Source organism: Persicobacter psychrovividus (assembly GCF_036492425.1).
GTDB classification, from domain to species: Bacteria; Bacteroidota; Bacteroidia; order Cytophagales; family Cyclobacteriaceae; genus Persicobacter; species Persicobacter psychrovividus.
This window is the reverse complement of record NZ_AP025292.1, coordinates 692,814-711,043: the sequence shown is the minus strand read 5'-3', so window position 1 is coordinate 711,043 and position 18,230 is coordinate 692,814. Positions and strand designations below refer to the sequence as shown.

15 protein-coding genes and 4 tRNA genes are annotated in these 18,230 nt (G+C 43.0%); 5 read left to right on the top strand and 14 right to left on the bottom strand.

The annotated features are described in order from the left end of the window. The first annotated feature begins 80 nt into the window (after positions 1–80). The gene (gene pruA, locus AABK40_RS03110; RefSeq protein WP_338397615.1) at positions 81–1,712 is read left to right on the top strand and encodes an L-glutamate gamma-semialdehyde dehydrogenase; all 1,632 of its coding nucleotides are present in this window, start codon (positions 81–83) and stop codon (positions 1,710–1,712) included. Positions 1,713–1,866: 154 nt separating this feature from the next. Continuing rightward, on the top strand, positions 1,867–2,352 hold the full coding sequence (locus tag AABK40_RS03105) for a CYTH domain-containing protein (RefSeq protein WP_332921153.1): 486 nt from the start codon (positions 1,867–1,869) through the stop codon (positions 2,350–2,352). A 176-nt stretch (positions 2,353–2,528) separates the two neighbouring features. Here AABK40_RS03105 and AABK40_RS03100 read toward each other — a convergent pair whose 3' ends face one another. After that, the gene (locus AABK40_RS03100) at positions 2,529–4,265 is read right to left on the bottom strand and encodes a GAF domain-containing protein (RefSeq protein ID WP_338397614.1); all 1,737 of its coding nucleotides are present in this window, start codon (positions 4,263–4,265) and stop codon (positions 2,529–2,531) included. Between the two features lie 319 nt (positions 4,266–4,584). On the opposite strand from AABK40_RS03100, the gene AABK40_RS03095 reads away from it, so the two are divergent. Continuing rightward, complete coding sequence (locus AABK40_RS03095) at positions 4,585–5,745, top strand: acyl-CoA dehydrogenase family protein (protein WP_338397613.1); 1,161 nt, start codon at positions 4,585–4,587, stop codon at positions 5,743–5,745. Between the two features lie 100 nt (positions 5,746–5,845). On the opposite strand, the gene AABK40_RS03090 is transcribed toward AABK40_RS03095, so the two are convergent. The 5 genes from AABK40_RS03090 to AABK40_RS03070 form a co-directional block, all read right to left on the bottom strand. Beyond that, positions 5,846–5,927: transfer RNA gene (locus AABK40_RS03090), tRNA-Leu, on the bottom strand. A gap of 18 nt (positions 5,928–5,945) precedes the next feature. After that, positions 5,946–6,027, bottom strand: a tRNA-Leu gene (locus AABK40_RS03085). A 51-nt stretch (positions 6,028–6,078) separates the two neighbouring features. Continuing rightward, positions 6,079–6,160 (bottom strand) — tRNA-Leu (locus AABK40_RS03080). Positions 6,161–6,182: 22 nt separating this feature from the next. Further along, positions 6,183–6,264 (bottom strand) — tRNA-Leu (locus AABK40_RS03075). Between the two features lie 228 nt (positions 6,265–6,492). After that, on the bottom strand, positions 6,493–7,389 hold the full coding sequence (locus AABK40_RS03070) for an RHS repeat domain-containing protein (RefSeq protein WP_338397612.1): 897 nt from the start codon (positions 7,387–7,389) through the stop codon (positions 6,493–6,495). 302 nt (positions 7,390–7,691) lie between these two features. Between AABK40_RS03070 and AABK40_RS03065 the strand changes: the two genes are divergently transcribed. Beyond that, entirely contained in the window at positions 7,692–7,979 is a 288-nt protein-coding gene (locus AABK40_RS03065; RefSeq protein ID WP_338396827.1) for a transposase, read from the top strand. Beyond that, positions 7,970–8,875 (top strand): IS3 family transposase, encoded by a 906-nt coding sequence (locus AABK40_RS03060; protein ID WP_338398059.1) that lies wholly within the window; start codon positions 7,970–7,972, stop codon positions 8,873–8,875. Before AABK40_RS03065 ends, AABK40_RS03060 begins: the two co-directional genes overlap by 10 nt. 98 nt (positions 8,876–8,973) lie before the next feature. On the opposite strand, the gene AABK40_RS03055 is transcribed toward AABK40_RS03060, so the two are convergent. The 8 genes from AABK40_RS03055 to AABK40_RS03020 all read right to left on the bottom strand — a co-directional run bounded on the left by AABK40_RS03055 (position 8,974) and on the right by AABK40_RS03020 (position 17,711). Beyond that, positions 8,974–9,771: a hypothetical protein gene (locus tag AABK40_RS03055; protein ID WP_338397611.1), complete on the bottom strand. Its 798-nt coding sequence runs from the start codon at positions 9,769–9,771 to the stop codon at positions 8,974–8,976. Positions 9,772–9,943: 172 nt separating this feature from the next. Next, positions 9,944–11,104 (bottom strand): MFS transporter, encoded by a 1,161-nt coding sequence (locus tag AABK40_RS03050; RefSeq protein WP_338397610.1) that lies wholly within the window; start codon positions 11,102–11,104, stop codon positions 9,944–9,946. 742 nt (positions 11,105–11,846) lie between these two features. Further along, positions 11,847–12,948 (bottom strand): peptide chain release factor 2 gene (gene prfB / locus AABK40_RS03045; RefSeq protein ID WP_332922504.1). Its coding sequence is split into 2 segments (ribosomal slippage): positions 11,847–12,887 and positions 12,889–12,948, totalling 1,101 coding nucleotides; the frame shifts between segments, so codons are not numbered across the junction. 366 nt (positions 12,949–13,314) lie between these two features. Continuing rightward, positions 13,315–14,376, bottom strand: a complete 1,062-nt coding sequence (locus AABK40_RS03040) for a branched-chain amino acid aminotransferase (RefSeq protein ID WP_338397609.1) — start codon at positions 14,374–14,376, stop codon at positions 13,315–13,317. 166 nt (positions 14,377–14,542) lie between these two features. Then, positions 14,543–15,088, bottom strand: a complete 546-nt coding sequence (locus AABK40_RS03035; RefSeq protein ID WP_332922507.1) for a cob(I)yrinic acid a,c-diamide adenosyltransferase — start codon at positions 15,086–15,088, stop codon at positions 14,543–14,545. A gap of 186 nt (positions 15,089–15,274) precedes the next feature. Then, on the bottom strand, positions 15,275–15,742 hold the full coding sequence (msrB, locus tag AABK40_RS03030; protein WP_338397608.1) for a peptide-methionine (R)-S-oxide reductase MsrB: 468 nt from the start codon (positions 15,740–15,742) through the stop codon (positions 15,275–15,277). A 30-nt stretch (positions 15,743–15,772) separates the two neighbouring features. Beyond that, positions 15,773–16,462: a hypothetical protein gene (locus AABK40_RS03025; RefSeq protein ID WP_332922509.1), complete on the bottom strand. Its 690-nt coding sequence runs from the start codon at positions 16,460–16,462 to the stop codon at positions 15,773–15,775. A 211-nt stretch (positions 16,463–16,673) separates the two neighbouring features. Then, positions 16,674–17,711 carry a guanosine monophosphate reductase gene (locus AABK40_RS03020; protein WP_338397607.1) on the bottom strand — a complete coding sequence of 346 codons (1,038 nt, stop codon included), beginning with the start codon at positions 17,709–17,711 and terminating at the stop codon, positions 16,674–16,676. Positions 17,712–18,230 lie beyond the last annotated feature (519 nt).

Genomic DNA, 18,230 nt, shown 5'->3' with positions numbered 1-18,230 from the left:
TCTTGTCAAACAACAGACCGCCTTTTTCATCCAGAAAAAGGACTTTTTTAATTAATTATCAGCTAAATAATACCACAAGCATGGCTAAAGGAGTTTTTAATGTCCCGACACCGATCAACGAACCTATTCTTTCATATCAGCCAGGATCAGCCGAGCGCGAGACCCTGAAAAAAGCGATTGAAGCGGCACGAGCAACACAAGTTGACGTTCCGATGTTTATTGGTGGAGAGGAAGTACGCACCGAGAAGAAGCACCCGATGTCGCCCCCACACGACCATCAGCATATTCTTGGCTATTACCATGAAGGAGATGCAGGACACGTTCAGCAAGCCATAGACGCCGCTTTGGCTGCAAAACCAGAATGGGAAGAATTGACATGGGAGCACCGTGCGTCGATCTTCCTGAAAGCTGCCGATTTAATTGCTGGACCATATCGGGCAAAAATCAACGCAGCCACGATGCTTGGCCAGTCGAAAAATGCTTTTCAAGCAGAAATTGATTCTGCCTGTGAGATTGTTGACTTCCTGAGATTCAACGTTTCTTACATGACAGAAATTTATAAGCAACAGCCACAATCCGCTCCTGGAGTTTGGAACCGTCTGGAGCAACGTCCACTGGAAGGTTTTGTGTTTGCCCTTACGCCATTCAACTTCACGGCAATTGCGGGCAACCTACCTACTTCAGCTGCCATGATGGGCAACACCATTGTATGGAAGGCTTCCAACACACAGATTTACTCTGCCAATGTATTGATGGAGGTTTTCAAGGAAGCGGGCGTTCCTGACGGGGTAATTAACCTTGTGCATGTCGATGGCCCAACGGCAGGAGAGGTGATCTTTAATCATCCAGAGTTTGCAGGAATTCACTTTACGGGTTCTACAGGCGTATTCCAGCACATCTGGAAAACCATCGGTGAAAACATTCACAAGTATAAATCTTACCCTCGCATTGTTGGGGAAACAGGCGGTAAAGACTTTATCCTTGCGCATGAGTCTGCAGACATTGATGCTCTGGTTGTAGGGCTTGTTCGTGGTGCCTTTGAGTTCCAGGGGCAAAAATGTTCGGCATGTTCTCGTGCTTACATCCCGCATACGATCTGGGAGGAGGTTAAAGAAAAACTGACGGCGACCCTGAAAACAATCAAGATGGGCCCAACAGAAGACTTCTCGAACTTTGTGAATGCGGTCATTGACGAAAAGTCATTTGATAAAATCGCTAAATACATTGATGGCGCCAAAGAAAATGCCATGGTGGAATTGGTTGCTGGAGGAAACTACGATAAATCCAAAGGGTATTTCGTAGAGCCGACTGTTTTCCTTTCGCATGATCCACAATCGACTACAATGGTAGAAGAGATTTTTGGTCCTGTATTGACGATCTATGTTTACGATGCCAATGATTTCGATATGGCATTGGAAATCGTCGACCAAACTTCTCCTTATGCACTTACTGGTGCTATTTTCTCGCAGGATCGCTATGCGGCATCCAAAGCAACAAAAGCGCTTAAAAATGCTGCAGGAAACTTCTACATTAATGACAAGTGTACTGGCGCAGTCGTAGGGCAACAGCCGTTTGGTGGTGGCCGTGCTTCAGGAACGAACGACAAAGCGGGATCGATGATCAACTTGTTACGTTGGGTTTCACCACGTACTATCAAAGAAACATTCGTACCAGCAAAAGACATTCGCTACCCATTTATGGATGCTGAATAATAAATCAACAATGAGCTGCTGAATCACGCAGCAAAAAAGGAAGCCCCTTACTGACCACCGTGTCGGAAAGGGGCTTTTTGCTGATTGATCGCCCGAAGGTTTCGCCGTCTGTTATTTTTTTTCTTTATTTGCTTTCGTAACCTTAAGAACCATTATGGGGAAAGAAATTGAACGTAAATTTTTAGTAGATACTGATGCCTATAAATCACTTGCTGAAGGGGTTTATTACCACCAGGGCTACTTATGCGCTGAGGCCGAACGAACTGTTCGTGTCCGCATTGCTGGAGATACTGCCTTCATGACCGTCAAAGGGCCAACCGTAGGTGCCAGCCGACCAGAATTTGAGTATGAAATCCCCTTTGAAGAGGCCGAGGAAATCCTGAATGACCTGTGCCTTCGTCCAACGATAGAAAAACATCGATACAAATTACCCTGGGCGGGGTTCCTGTGGGAAATTGATGAATTTCACGGAGACAACAAAGGGCTGGTTGTGGCGGAAATTGAACTCCCTGCAGAAGATACCGAATTTGAAAAACCAAACTGGATTGGCGCAGAAGTAACTGGCGACCCGAAGTATTACAATGCTTCGCTGATCAGTTACCCTTTTAAAGACTGGCCAACCGAAGCCGAAAAGAAATAAAAAAAGTCAGTGGAAAACCCACTGACTTTTTTTTCACGGCACATAACTCATGGCGTGTTTAAGCCTTAAATTCGTAACAAGAATTTGGCATTTTGCAGAAGTGATAAATCATTTAAAATCAACTCCAATCACCCGAATTTGAGGTAGGATGGCCAATTTTTAAATACGCTCCAAAGCTAAACTTCAGCACCTATTTCCTCAAGTTTCGCCTTCAGCTGTTGTACTTCCGTTGTTTCGTACTGAATACACAACAAGCCCGTTTCCTTCAGGTGATCGATAAAAAAGGGCATTTTCATGGATTTAAAATGGCGCTCTTGCCCATCAATCCACTCCACTTTATCATAGATTTTTCGCTCCGTGCCATTCATAATTTCCTGATCGAGTGCCAGAATTTTTTCACCGATTTCTTTTCCCGCCACATCTACTTCAGTCAAATTACGAAGCTCCTTTTCCGTACGGTTGTGCAGCTCACATACCACCTTATTGGCCAGTACAAACTTATGCTGACTATCTTTCAGTGCAACCCGATTAGGCATTTCATCAATAATTTTCAAAAAGACTTTATTGCGCTCATCAATCTCCCTGAGCATTTTCTCATGCTGTTCCTTTTGCGTTGCCTGAAGTTTTTCCATCTGCTCATGAGCCGCCTGTAATTCCTCCATATTCTGGCGCACCTCTTCTTCCTGTGTCCGCATTTGTTCCGCAGCAATCTGTGAAGCCCTCAGTAATTTCTTGATTTTAGAATTGACCTTTTGGTTAGTAACAAAAGAAGCCAAGGCCACCGATACTTTTTCTACATACTCAAAATGATGCGCCGTAAACGCTCCAAAAGAAGCCATCTCAAGCACTCCGACCACTTTCTCATTCCACTTTACAGGAAATATCAATACTGAACTTGGTTCGGCAGCGCCAAGGCCTGAAGTAATTTTCATATAATTCTGCGGCACCTCGGTCAGGTGGATATATTCCTGTTCCAGATAACACTGCCCCACCAGCCCCTGCCCTGGCTCAAGCTTATCGCTAACAAATTTTTTCCGACCGTAGGCATAACACGAGGTCAGCTCCAAAATGGATTCCTCAGCTTCAAAATCCTCCACCAAATACAATGCCCCCTGCGTGGCATCAAGGTACTTCAATATCGCCTTGATCACCTCTCCTTCCACTTCGGTGGATTCCGCATCCTGCCGCAGAATATCCTCTACCTCAGCAACACCAGAAATCACCCACTGCCTTTTCTCATCTTTTTGCTTTTGCTCCTTTACCCGTTGAAATTGCTGATCAAACTCCTGTTGTTTTTCAACAACCGTTTTCTTCACCGCCACTAATTCAGTCCGAAATCGCTGCTCAACCTTATAAAGCACCAACTGAATGCGATGCGCAAGCGATACAATCGGAATAAAAAGAGCCGTCAATATCATGATGCTCAGCACAGGACTGCTCCAACGCAAATCTGCCCCTGCGAATGCCTCTCCAAGTATAAAAGGCAATACTATTCCCGCCATAATCAGCAACTGTAACAACAACTCCAGACTTCTTTTTTTCGCAGGAAACAACATGCTGAAGATATAAAATAAAATGACTTGCGCCTGCAGCACAAGGACAGAAACTGTTCCAGCAGTGATCAAAACCACTGACAGCGCCGACAGCCCCACTCCCTGCCCTGCCAACAATAGTATAGTTAACAACGGCTTTCTGAACCGCAAATGCGTTAGAAGTAACGTAACCATTGGAAGTAACATCAGGAATGCCAAAACCGTACTGACGGTTTGTATTTCTCCCCAATATGTGGTCAATAAAATGATTGCCTGAATCAAGAAAAAAACGTCCACAAGATGCGTTAAACTTCGCAGCGAGGCGTATTCCTTCTTATTCAGCCCACCTTCTTCCTTTTTTAAATATTCCAAAAAATACATGCGCAAAAATTAGTTAACCACATAAAAATAAAGATCAAAGAGAAGATGATATATGTTTAATATCAAATATTATCACCTAATTCAATAACCTTCTTCATTTAAAACTAAGGGTAAATTTAATGAATAAACTGAATACCGTAAGTATTATTTCTAATAATTGAAATACATACACAACCTTTATCAGTGATTTATCTTTTAAATTATGATAATTATCATTAATTTATTTAAGAGCGGGTTGATCAACTAACCACCCAACCGCAGTTTTAGTTTCATGAACGCTCTAAACTCATTACTGACACCCCAAAACAACTGACCACTTATGAATTTTGATTTAACCGAAGAGCATATTGCCGTAAGGGATGCCGCCAGGGACTTTGCCAAAACTGCACTCCTGCCTGGCGTGATCGAACGTGACAACGCACAATCCTTTCCCGCGGAACAGATCCAGGAAATGGGCGCTTTAGGCTTTATGGGCATGATGGTAGACCCCAAATATAATGGAGGAGGAATGGACACCATCTCCTACGTTCTGGCCATGGAGGAGATCTCTAAAGTTGATGCCTCCGCATCGGTTTCGATGTCTGTGAATAATTCCCTGGTGTGTTGGGGGCTGGAGAAATACGGCACGGAAGCACAAAAAGGAAAATACCTGAAACCACTGGCCAGCGGAGCACTTATCGGCGCCTTCTGCCTTTCAGAGCCTGAAGCAGGTAGCGATGCCACAAGCCAACAGACCGAAGCCATTGACATGGGGGACCATTACCTGCTCAATGGAACAAAAAACTGGATTACCAATGGCAATAGCGCCTCCATTTATTTAGTCATAGCACAAACGGACCGAGAAAAAGGGCACAAGGGAATCAACTGCCTGATTGTTGAAAAAGAAATGGAAGGCTTCGTGGTAGGTAAAAAAGAGGACAAGCTGGGGATCCGAGGTTCCGATACCCATATGCTGAGTTTTACAGACGTTAAGGTACCAAAAGAAAACAGAATTGGTGAAGACGGCTTTGGCTTTAATTTCGCCATGAACACCCTGAATGGCGGACGCATCGGTATTGCCGCCCAGGCGCTCGGTATAGCCTCTGGTGCCTTCGAACTGGCCCGAAACTACAGCCTCGAGAGGAAGACCTTCAACAAGCCCATTGCACACCATCAGGCGATCTCCTTTAAACTCGCTGACATGGCCACTGAAATTGAAGCCGCCCGCCTCCTGGTACTGAAAGCTGCTTATGAAAAAGATCAAAAAAGGGACTTTTCGAAGTGGAGCGCCATGGCCAAGCTGATGGCCTCTGAAGTGGCCATGAAAACCACCGTAGAAGCCGTACAAATACACGGCGGCTATGGCTTTGTAAAGGAATACCATGTAGAGCGACTGATGCGTGATGCGAAGATTACGCAGATTTATGAAGGGACCTCGGAAATTCAACGGATCGTGATCTCTCGAAAGATCCTCACTGAGCTCGACGGACTTTACGTTTGACAAACCACAAGAAAAACAGAACCTCTCCCCACGAGAGGTTTTTTATTGCCAAAAAAAAATCAGGCATAAAAAAAGCACAAACCTTTCGATTTGTGCTTCGTGCGGATGGAGGGACTCGAACCCACACACCTCGCGGCGCTAGATCCTAAATCTAGTGCGTCTACCAATTTCGCCACATCCGCAGATTCTTCATAACGTAGTGCGGGCGGAGGGACTCGAACCCACACACCTCGCGGCGCTAGATCCTAAATCTAGTGCGTCTACCAATTTCGCCACGCCCGCAGGCATTATCGTTATTGAAGAATCAATATTATTTTCGATTTAATGAATTAGTGCGGATGGAGGGACTCGAACCCACACACCTCGCGGCGCTAGATCCTAAATCTAGTGCGTCTACCAATTTCGCCACATCCGCAAAAGATATTCTGTCGTAATAGTGCGGGTGGAGGGACTCGAACCCACACACCTCGCGGCGCTAGATCCTAAATCTAGTGCGTCTACCAATTTCGCCACACCCGCAGAGAATATCTTTGTGATTCATTAAATCGCCCTTAACAGCATCTCCGTTGAGATTCCGCTGAAAACGCCTGCTTTTTGACTGCGTTTGTTTCCTTAAGGGATTGCAAAGGTAAGCAACGGATTTAAAAATGCAAACAAGGGGTTTGCTTTTTTTTCAGCCCAATCACTCACCTTTTGTTAACTGCATTATTTTTAGCGACTTCCGCCACAAAAAAAATTATCGAAAAATCAGTCGCACTGATAATTATATTTCAACACTTGCTCCTCTGAATAGGTTACCTCGCCATCCTCATCATATGCAACAATGCTTAATTTAGTTTCAGCTATCAACCCATTCTCCGAATAAGTAGGCTCACTTTTATCTTCCATGGTAAGCTTCCCATTGAAATACCCCTCTACAAGAATAAGATTATTGACCGCAAACTGTAAGCTTTCAAATCGCACAGCAAAAGGTACTGAAGCATCGCTCAACGGCTTATCATCATAATGCATCAAATACTCGACCCGTTCATCATCTAAGGAATTAATTAATACCACCCGAGTAACGTTTCCATTCTTATACTCCAATTCACCTTCCATAATACCCTTTTCTCCTCCCTCAGAATAATATGACACCAATTTATAGGGATAAAATTCTCCTGCCCTATATTGATATTCAGTGTAATCATCTTCAGTTTCGCTATTACCCAAGCGAGTGTTTAGGTGGGATCTTCTCTTATTCAAAAGCTGATAAAAAGGAAAGCGAGCACCCTTGCTACTTTTATTACGCAAAGCACCAGTTGGGTACCTTTGAGTAGTTTTTATCAAACGATCAGCCTCATCATATTCGTAATAAGTTGTAACACCACCAGCTTTTTCTTCACTTAACAGTCCTTGTGCGTTATATTTGTAGGTAGCTATTGTGCTGGGATAACCGTCCGATGTTGTTAATGTGTAGTAAACGAGCTTACTTTCCTCATAAACATAATTGATGGTGTAAATGTATCCCTCATCACTCGAAACAGAAACTAATGGACAAATAATCTCAAGATCTTTCGGGTGTTGATTACTAACTCCAATTTCTTCATCAGAGCTACACCCGAACAACAAAAATGCTGACAATACAGCTAAAACTAAATTTTTCATTTAGGTTGATATTTATATAAATTAATCATTACAATCATACTCAAAAATCCCAAAGCCATACTCCTCATAACCACCGGAAATACCGTCAGAATAATGTTCCATTGCGTAGGTTCCAGAAATAGCTTTGCCCTCCTCATCATATTCAAAATTGAAAAACTGCTCGAATTGGCTGACGCCATTTTCTTTGATATGAGTGTGAATTAAATTATTCTCATAGATCAGACCACTAATGACTCTCTCTCCTTATAATTACCCCAACAATTCAGACAGCAAGTTAAAATAATATACTAACTTGTAAATCAATGAAAAGCAGAAGAAAATTTAGCCCCAAGTTTAAAGCCAAGGTAGCACTTGAAGCGATCAAAGAACAACAAAGCACAGCGGAACTTTGTCAGAAATATGAAATCAGTCCTGCACAGATTGGCCAATGGAAACAACTTTTTTTGGAGAATGCATCGAGTGTTTTTGAAAAAGGGAGTAAGGCTATCAAGCAGGAATCTGATCATGAAGGAGCGTTAAATAAATTATACTCTAAAATAGGACAACTTCAAGTTGAGAATGATTTTTTAAAAAAGGCCTCATCGAAGTAAAGAGCGTTACCGAAAGACAGGTGATGGTCGATGAGGAACATGCTGATTTAAGCATTAGACGTCAATGTGAGCTTCTCCAAATTTCTCGTTCGGGCTGGTATTACAAGCCAAAAGGGGAAAGTGAATTGAATCTTGAATTGATGCGTGTAATTGACAAAGAATACCTTGAGCATCCTTTTCGAGGGGTACCTTCTATGACTTCGTTTTTGATTAATGATTGCGGTTATCCGATCAATAAGAAGCGAATTGAACGTCTGTACAAAGTCATGGGGCTTCGTTCTCTTCTTCCTGGTCCGCACACTTCAAAACCTTCACCTGAAAATAAAATATACCCCTATTTACTTAGAAACCTTGAAATAACCCATTCAAATCAAGTTTGGGAGACGGATATCAGCTATGTTCCTATTGCAAAAGGGTTCATGTATCTGATGGCTGTGATTGATGTCCACTCTCGATATATTGTAGGCTGGTCACTCTCAAACACCATGTCAGCAGAGTGGTGCCGCAATACAATTCAAGAATGTATTAACAACCATGGCGCTCCTGAAATTGTCAATACAGACCAAGGGAGTCAATTTACGAGTGATCTCTTTACGGGCTATCTCTTAGGCCAAGGAGTAACTATTAGCATGGATGGAAAAGGTCGAGCAACCGACAATATTTACATTGAACGATTTTGGCGAACGGTCAAATATGAAGATATTTATTTGAATGAGTATCGCGATGGATTAAAGCTGCAGATAGGACTTATCGAATATATGAACTTTTACAATAACGAAAGAAGGCATAGCTCAATCGATGAGAAAAGGCCCTGCGATCTTTACCAATCCAAGCCGCACTCAACAACATCAGAAGCAAAAGTAAGCGCTTCCTTAGAATCAGTCAAGGGCGGGTAAATGCTCCTGCCGCAGGCGCAACACAGGAGCACCCTTGACAAGATTCACTGAAGCACTTGATAACTCGCTCAGATGTTTTGAGTTCAAGGGAAAATAATTTAAATAGCAGAGATTGCTGTCTGAAGATTGGGGGAAATTATACCTTGAGGTAACTGAGATAAAATCAATGGTTTATCATCATATTCGCAAATGACTTCCCTAAATACCTCTTGACCATCTTCATCAATGTAAGTATCCGAGAAATGCACCAAATTACCATTCTCAAACACCAAATCATTCGTATGAATAATTGACTCTCCTTCAACATCATAGGAACCAATCATCTGTGAGGGATATTTAGCATCCCCCTGATAAACCAAGGTAATCGTTTCGTTGGATTCATTGACTTGCTTTTGTCGCTGATGAGCTATCCCCAAAAACTGTTTGAAAAAAGTATCTTTAAGTTTTCTTCCTACTCGGCTGTTTACTGCTTCACCTTTCAAATCAAGATAGACTTTAATCAAGCGCCCTAACTCATCATAAGTGTATGTATGCCCCATCTTCCCTTCAACTTCAGTTCCTGTATACTCCATTGCTATACACTGCCCTTTTTCATTGTATATATAAGTTTCAACAGTAGTGTATTCGGGATTCAGGTTTTGATCAACAACTGAAATCAATCTCTTGTTTTCATCATAGCTGTAGGTGGAGATAGAGTTGACCTCATCTGAATGACTATACCCCCCTTTCATCGTTTTCAGATAACAAGTCGGCTCAATTGGGCTTACTTCATCATCAACGGGTACATCGACCTTGGGCGGTTCATCAATCGCATCATCAGGTTGTGGATCTTGAGGCGAGCTTTGGCAACTAAAAAGAAAAGCACCACAAAAAATCAGGAGCCAATATTTAGGCATAAAAATAGGTTTTGGTTAAGTTTAATATTCATAAACTACCAAAACCTTCATTGAGATACTATAAGACAGGTTTCAAAAATCTATTGATATCCAAAGCAGGATAAAATGACTAAAAAAGGAGAATATTTGGATAGTAAAATATAACGGTTTGATCTTTCTCTGTGAAAATTAATTACGCCGTTCTTTTGCCGCGCAATACCACATACCCCAAAGCGATCAAACACATTGCCCCTGCAGACCAAAAAGTAATTGGAAAATTATCCGCTTGATTATCATAAACCGCCTGCGAGGCCAAGGCCCCAATACCAATCCCCAACTCCAAAGCGATGTACATGGTGGCGATTGCCCGACCACGACGGGCATCATCCGCCAGATCAATTACCCAAGCATAAATCGCAGGAATCATCGACCCGAAGCCAAATCCAAACAGCCCAGCAGCGACCATCAACAAGGTGAAATTATTGACAAATCCCAGAAGGATCATGCCCGCACTCATGATCGTCAGGCCAATGATAGAGATCGGTCGGCGACCATATTTATCGGACAAGCGCCCCATCACCACCCGACACAACAAGGAAGCCACGGTAAAGGCGGTAAAGAAAATTCCCTTATTGGAGATGCCCAAATGCACGGTAAAATCGGGAATGATGGTCAGCACCACCCCAAAAGAATAGACGGTAAACAACATCACCACCGAAGGCACTAAAACGCGTGCATCGAAAAAGTCATCCAAGCCGACATTGAGTAATTTCAACTGAAAAGGCTGTTTCTCCTCCACCGTTTCATTCATCCCAAAAAGAATAATCACCGACAAAATGGACACCACACTTGAGGTATAGAAAAGGGCATCAATACCATATTGATTGGCAATCAAACTCCCGAACCACGGCCCCAATGCCATGCCCGTAGAACCAAAGAAACCATGAATTCCCATGGCCTCTCCACGCCTTTTGGCAGGCACCACATCCGCCACATAAGCACTGGTGGCGGTGGGTTTGAAACCTGTCGATAGTCCGTGAAAGAGTCGAATCATCAGAAAACCACCCACCGTCTGCATGATCGGATACAGGAAGCCCATCACAAAACAGACGCTTGCCCCGAAGATCATTACGGGCACACGGCCAATGGTGTCGGTCAGCTTACCACTGAAAGGTCGCGATAGGCCAGCCGTAAGCGTAAAAAGGGCAATGATCCAACCTTTATAATCCGCTCCACCCATGCGGGTCAGGTATTCGGGCAACTCGGGAACGAGCATATTGAAACTGGCGAAGAAAAGAAGGGAACTCAGGCACAAAAGCCAGAATTGGAAGTGATAGATGGATGTTGTTTTCAAAGCATTACTTGTAAATAAATAATCGGCCTGAAGGCAGGCTGCAAATTTAGCCTAAGAAAAAGCAATACCAAAAAGTCTAAGGGTTTGAGAGCGGTGAAAGTTGAAATAAAGCTATCCTGATTCAAGCACCTCGCTTGGAACACCCTCAATATTATCAAGTTAAAATCATTATCCTGTAGAGACGTAATTACTTACGTCTAACACAATACTGATCATATAGATTTTTCATTCGATTTATTCAAATTGTAACGTGAGGGGCTGCTGCACAACCTAATTCTTAGAGTATGACACAAAAGATTATTTTGTAAGCTGTACGGATGCACCTATGTGTGTATCCAAACCATCCAAAATTTATGAGAATTTGGGCAGACACCCAGGTCTGCCCATACAGCGACCAAATAAAATTTGAGGGACAACTTCAGGTTATGGTTGTGCGACAGCCTCTTTACTTGAGCCCCAAAGAAAGAATCAAGAATCCTTTTAATCATGAAAATCATGATCTCCTTTCCCGGTGCAAGAAGACGTTAAGAATAACGTCTCTACAAATCTGAATCAAAACAAGACGTGAGACATAATGAATTATGCCTTTACAGGGAGCCGTTTAAAAAATCAGGGCAATCCTTTTAATCATGAAAATCATGGTCCTTTTCCCACTGCAAGAAGACATTAAGAATAACGTCTCTACAAATCAAAAAAAGGGAGCTGTATCACACAACTCCCTTTCAATATCTATGAGGAAAAATTAATCCTGCTCGTTGTTGCTGCCTTGTGCGGCCAACAAATAAGCTTTGATATAATCATCCAAATCACCGTCGAGGACATTCTGAACGTCGGTGCGCTCAACGCCTGTACGGGCATCCTTGATCAATTTGTAGGGATGCAAAACGTAGTTACGGATCTGCGAACCGAAATCAATTCCCATTTTGGAATCTTCAATCTCTGCACGTGCCTCATTACGCTTATCTACCTCCAATTGGTAAAGCTTGGACTTCAGCATCTGGATAGCAATCTCCTTGTTACCCAACTGCGAACGCTCCTGCTGACATTCGATCACGAGCCCTGAAGGTCCATGATGCAAACGCACTGCCGTCTCTACCTTGTTCACGTTCTGCCCACCAGCACCTGATGAACGGAAAGTATCAAACTTGATATCCGCAGGGTTCACGTTGATCTCAATCGTATCATCTACCATTGGGTAAACATATACCGATGAGAATGACGTGTGGCGACGTCCACCAGAATCAAAAGGAGAAATACGCACCAAACGGTGTACTCCATTTTCTGATTTCAGCAAACCGTAAGCAAACTCCCCTTCGAAAGACAATGTCGCACGCTTCAAGCCTGCCACATCCCCCGCCTGGTAATCAATCTGCTTCACTTTCATGCCGTTCTTCTCACCCCACATGATGTACATACGCATCAGGATCTCTGACCAATCCTGCGACTCCGTACCTCCTGCTCCTGGGTTGATCTCGAGCATGGCCCCCAATTGATCTTCCTCTGCAGAAAGCATCTTCTTGAACTCCAATTCCTCAACATCATTCAGCACCTTTTTATAGTCCACGTCCACCTCGTCCATGTCTACATCCCCTTCCTGGTAAAACTCATAGAGTGTCTCTAAGTCTTCCAGACCAGAAAAGCATACCGCAAAGGCGTCGGTCCAGACTTTTTTATTTCTGATCCCTTTCAGGATTTTCTCCGCCTCCTTTGGATCATTCCAAAATTCAGGCTGAGCAGTTATTGTTTCTTCTTCTGCGATTTCTGATACCTTACGATCGTAGTCAAAGATACCCCCTCAAGGCCGAAATACGCGCCTTTAAATCCTTCAGTTGTTCTACTGTCATGGATAGATAAGTTGTTGAAAATAATGATTTAGTATTTCCTTATATAGGAAACCGTTGCGCAAAGGTAGGAAATTATAATTTCAGAACGGAAATTTATTGGGAAATGTGTTTTCTTCCGAACTGATTTATCATACACAAGCCGATCAATCCTGAAGAGGTTTAATCACAAATCGAATCTCCCTTTATTTAATGAACGATACTTATGGAGGTAACTCCACCCTTTCAGGGTTGGTGGCGGGGGTGCTAAATTTCGATGGGTTTCACCCATCGCTTTAATATTGAATCCTTTGGGGATTGGTTTTTTTGCACAAAAAAAGCCAGCGCATGCGCTGGCTCTACAATTATAATATTTTACGGTGAACCGGATTAAACCTTCTCAATCCAACCGTGTGTATCTTCTTGTTTTCCGTAACGGATCGACTCGAAATAGGAGGCAATTTTTTGTGACAGCTCACGGTTTTCCATATCCAATTCAAAATCCTCACCTCGGAAACCGATGCGACAAATTGAACTTACGGTTACGGCTGTTCCTACACCAAAAACTTCTTGCAATTTACCTGCGCGGTGTGCTTCGATCACAGTTTCTACAGCCAAACGACCAACGTGAACTTTCACACCCCACTCTTCAGCCACCTGCAAAACAGATGCTCGGGTGATTCCTGGAAGAATGGTACCTGACAATGCAGGAGAATACAATTCGCCATCCATCACAAACATCAGGTTCATCGTTCCCGCTTCCTCGATGTATTTGTGCTCGATAGAATCAGTCCAGATCAATTGGTCATAACCTTGCTGTTGTGCCAAACGCGCAGGGTAAAGCGAACCCGCATAGTTACCTGCTGCTTTGGCTTCACCTGTTCCACCAGATGCTGCACGAGAATATTCCTCCTCAACTTTTACGCTTACTGGCTGAGAATAGTACGCACCCACAGGGCAACAGAAGATCATGAATCGATAGTTTAGTGAAGGCTTCAAGCCTACATATTCATCCATCGCAAACATATAAGGACGGATGTAAAGTGCAGTACCTTCCAAGTTCGGCACCCAGTCGCCATCGATTTCAAGCAAACGTTTCAAACCGCTCAAGAAGATTTCTTCAGGGATTGAAGGCATACACATACGTTCTGCAGAACGATTTAAGCGCTTGGCATTTTCTTCCGGACGGAACATCAATACATTACCATCAGCATCTTTGAAGGCTTTCATTCCCTCAAAAATTGACTGCCCGTAATGCAGGGCCATGTTTGCAGGGCTCAACGACATATTTCCGTAAGCTTCAATGCGCAAATCTGTCCATTGTCCATCGACGTAATCTGCGACAAACATATGGTCCGTATATACTCGCCCAAAAGGGATGTTATTAAAATCAACTTGTGGGAGGTTACTTTCCGCCACGAGGTTTTCTGAAATTGAGAGCGTCTCTGCCATATTCAAAAGGTAATATTTACTGATATCTTAAATTGATGTTCTTATGGAAACCAACAATTGCCGAAAGATAAGCAATTGATCCCACAAAAACTTTGTCCTGTTCATTTCAAAACTAAAAAGCCTGATTTAGTCGGTATTTCATTGACTGATCACCAAAAGAGGGCTTTTACTTTTTAGGCACCCACGGAATTTCTTCCAGCTTGAGTTCATAAATGACCATCCGCGCCAATACAAAAAGGTAGTCTGACAAACGGTTCAGGTACTTCACGACCAAGTCAGGAACTTCACTTTCCTCCGACACTTTAATCACATTGCGCTCAGCACGACGGCAAACGCAACGTGCAATATGACAGAATGATGAGGTTTCGTGGCCACCAGGCAAAACAAAAGACCGCATTGGTGGCACCGTCTCCTGCATTTTGTCTATGGCTTTTTCAAGTATGGTGATGTCTTCTTCATGCAGCTCTGGCAATGCGAATTTCACCTCGCCATCTTTGGCCAAATGCGAACCAATGGTAAAAAGTCTGTCTTGAATATCCTGCAACAGCGCTCGGCGCTCCTGATCTGTTGAACGGTCACGGATCAAACCGATGTAACTGTTGAGCTCATCTGTGGTTCCGTAAGCATCGAGTCGGATATGCGACTTGGAAACTCGCTTTCCATTCACAAGGGCGGTGGTTCCTTTATCGCCAGTTTTGGTATATACTTTCATAGCTTTAGATTAAAGTCATAAATTAGCATTTCTTTCTTTGATCGACAATCGAGTTTCCTCTAAAAAATAAAAAAAGCCATCCTTTCGAATAGCTTTCCTTGTCTGATATTTTTTTCCTACGGTACGAACGTTGCATGCAACGTGCCTACGAGAGTGTTTCCCTATCGCCTGAGGTATTTTGTCAAATCAATCTTCTTTCTTTATCGGCTTAAAATCCAAAGCGACAGAATTCATGCAATACCGCAGGCCTGTTGGTGGCGGACCATCATTAAATACGTGCCCAAGGTGGCTGTCACAGTTTGAGCAGGTAATTTCGGTGCGTACCATTCCATGACTGCGATCCACTGTTTCTGTTACAGCCTTCTCCCCAATGGTTTTGAAGAAGCTCGGCCATCCACAGTGGCTGGCAAATTTGGCATCTGACAAAAACAGATCCTGCCCACAGGCCTTACAACTGTACAAACCGACTTCGTAGAAATCATCAAATTTCCCCGTGAAAGCACGCTCGGTTCCTTTCTCTCTGAGTACCCGGTATTCTTCTGGGCTCAGTTTTTCTTTCCAGTAAGCTTCATCCTTTTCTTTCATCTCAGTAGATTTTTGTGCCATCGTCGGGATGCTGATCAACAACAAACCCAAAATCAGTAAATATTTCATCGCCTAAAATTAAATGTTCGGCGAATCCGTTTAGTTACTCGCCTTAATATCGTTTAGTGTGAAACTCGGTGTGAAGACATGATTACTTTCATTAAGTGCCCTGTCCTGAATCCATAATTCCAACCGAATGGAATCTTTGCTAAATTGCCGAATCCCAGAGGAGACAATGCCATACTTAAGCTCGCCTTGCAACGGACGCTCACGATCAGTGGTATTCAATATTGGAAAGCGGCCATCGAGCGGCACACCTGTTACCTCAAGAAAGTTATACTCCTCATATTGTGCCCCTTCCACGCCTGCATCTTTGTGGTACCAGCGAACAAAATAGTTATAATGGTTCGGGTTCAGTTCAATCCTTAAAGTATCTGCCTGAAAATCCGTCTCACTCTCTGATGTACGTATTTCCCACTTGATACCATTATTTTTGGTGGTAAAAATAGGGTCTTCGGGACGACGATTCGCATAAGTTATTGGTTGGCCATTGGCGCCAAGCACGAAATCCCGACGGTTATAAGGTGGAACGGTATCGATGGGAGCGAGCCCCAAATCGCCATTACCATCCTGAAAAGCAAGGACTAAATTGAGGGAATCACGGCGGGAATCCGTCTCCCAGTACTTCACCGACAGGAAACCTATTTCTGGCTGATGAGGTAATTCTGGCGGCGCATGGCATGCACCTAAAACAACAGCGATTAGTAATGGGAAGAAAAATTTGCTCATGCTTTGTTATTCTATTGAGGTGATGGGGTGTAACAAAAGGTACGAAAAAATAAGATCAGGGATATGAAAAATACCTGAAGCGATACATTTTTGTGCCATACCGCAGCTTGGGCAAAATACTATATATAAATCAGAATAAAAAGGCCATAAAAAAAAGCAGTGTCCTTGCCGAGACACTGCTTACTACCTAAAGTTATGATTCCGCCGCAGCTTAAATTTTATTCACTCCGTGCGCAATACTTTCTTTCATTCCCTGCGTAGAAATTTCAACGAATTCCACGTTACCTTTCATGGCAGCGATGTTATTTGTACCATTATAAGTCATGCCTGATGCCAATCCACCAAGGTATTTTTTGATGATCGGCTCCACAGGTCCTTTATAATCAACCAATGTCTTCTCTCCTTCAACAGAAACAACTTCCATTGATTTCACATTGTCTTTCTTCAATTTCTGAATTGCCGCATCAAAAGAGGCCATTCCACGGTAGGTCTTATATTTTTTACCGTCCATAGAAACAACTTCTCCAGGAGTTTCATCTGTACCAGAAACAATAGAACCAACCATTACATTGTCAGCCCCTGCGCCAATCGCTTTCACCACGTCGCCAGGAACCTTGATGCCTCCGTCGCCACAGATCGGCACTTTTCCTGCCACTGCCTGATATACATTATCAATCGCAGAAAGCTGAGGCACGCCACAGCCTGTCATGATACGGGTGGTACACATAGACCCAGGGCCAATGCCCACTTTAAGGCCATCAGCACCCCATTCCATAAAATCCAATGCAGCTGCCGCGGTAGCAATATTCCCTACCATCACATCAATCTGCGGATAATTTTTCTTGATAAACACCAAGGTGTCTTTGGCCATTTCAGAGTGCCCATGGGCAATGTCCAAAACAATAATATCTACTTTGGCTTCACTCAAGGCTGCCAATCGATCTTCATAATCTTTAATACCCAAAGCGGCAGCACAAAGCAGACCTTCCGCCTTTACTTTGGACACCTCAGCGGCTTGCTCTTCGATGGTCAGGAATCGGTGTAGCACACCCAAACCGCCCAATTCACCGACAGCAATACACATATCAGCTTCACAAACGGTATCCATATTGGCGATCAAAATTGGAATATCGATCGAATGATTTTTGGTTACACGCGTACGGAATGAAACATCACGACGAGATTTAATCGTGTTGTATTTAGGGACAATCAATACGTCGTCGAAGCTGTATGCTTTTTTGATATTCATATTATTTATATTTAGCCTAAAAACTAACGCACAAAAAAAAGCCTGATAAATATCTAATTATCAGCGCTGCGTAGGTGTGGAAGTGATCAGGAATTACGAAAACACTTTTTCCGTGTTTAAATATCCGACATTTTAATTGTAAAACAATAGCGGGGGTAAATTTTATTTGGGGTAATGTTTATTTTATGAGATTTAGATAAAATTAAACTTGTTTAATGATAATTTATGGGCTGATTTTCTACGGATTGAAATCCGCAGCTTTTGCGAGATGTGCCTTCGACACACCTGCCCTGAAAAGGGCATCTCGAAATAGACGCGGAATTTATTCCGTGGTAATACAAACCCCGATATTTTTCCTCGGATCAATTTCTACGGATTGAAATCCGCAGCTTTTGCGAAATGTACCTTCGGCACATTTGTCATAAAAAGTACCTCAAAAAAATTCAGGTAGCATCTGTTTATACCCAAAATCATATCTCTCGTAAGTGCAAAAAACTTAATATTCATTAAATAGAGTAA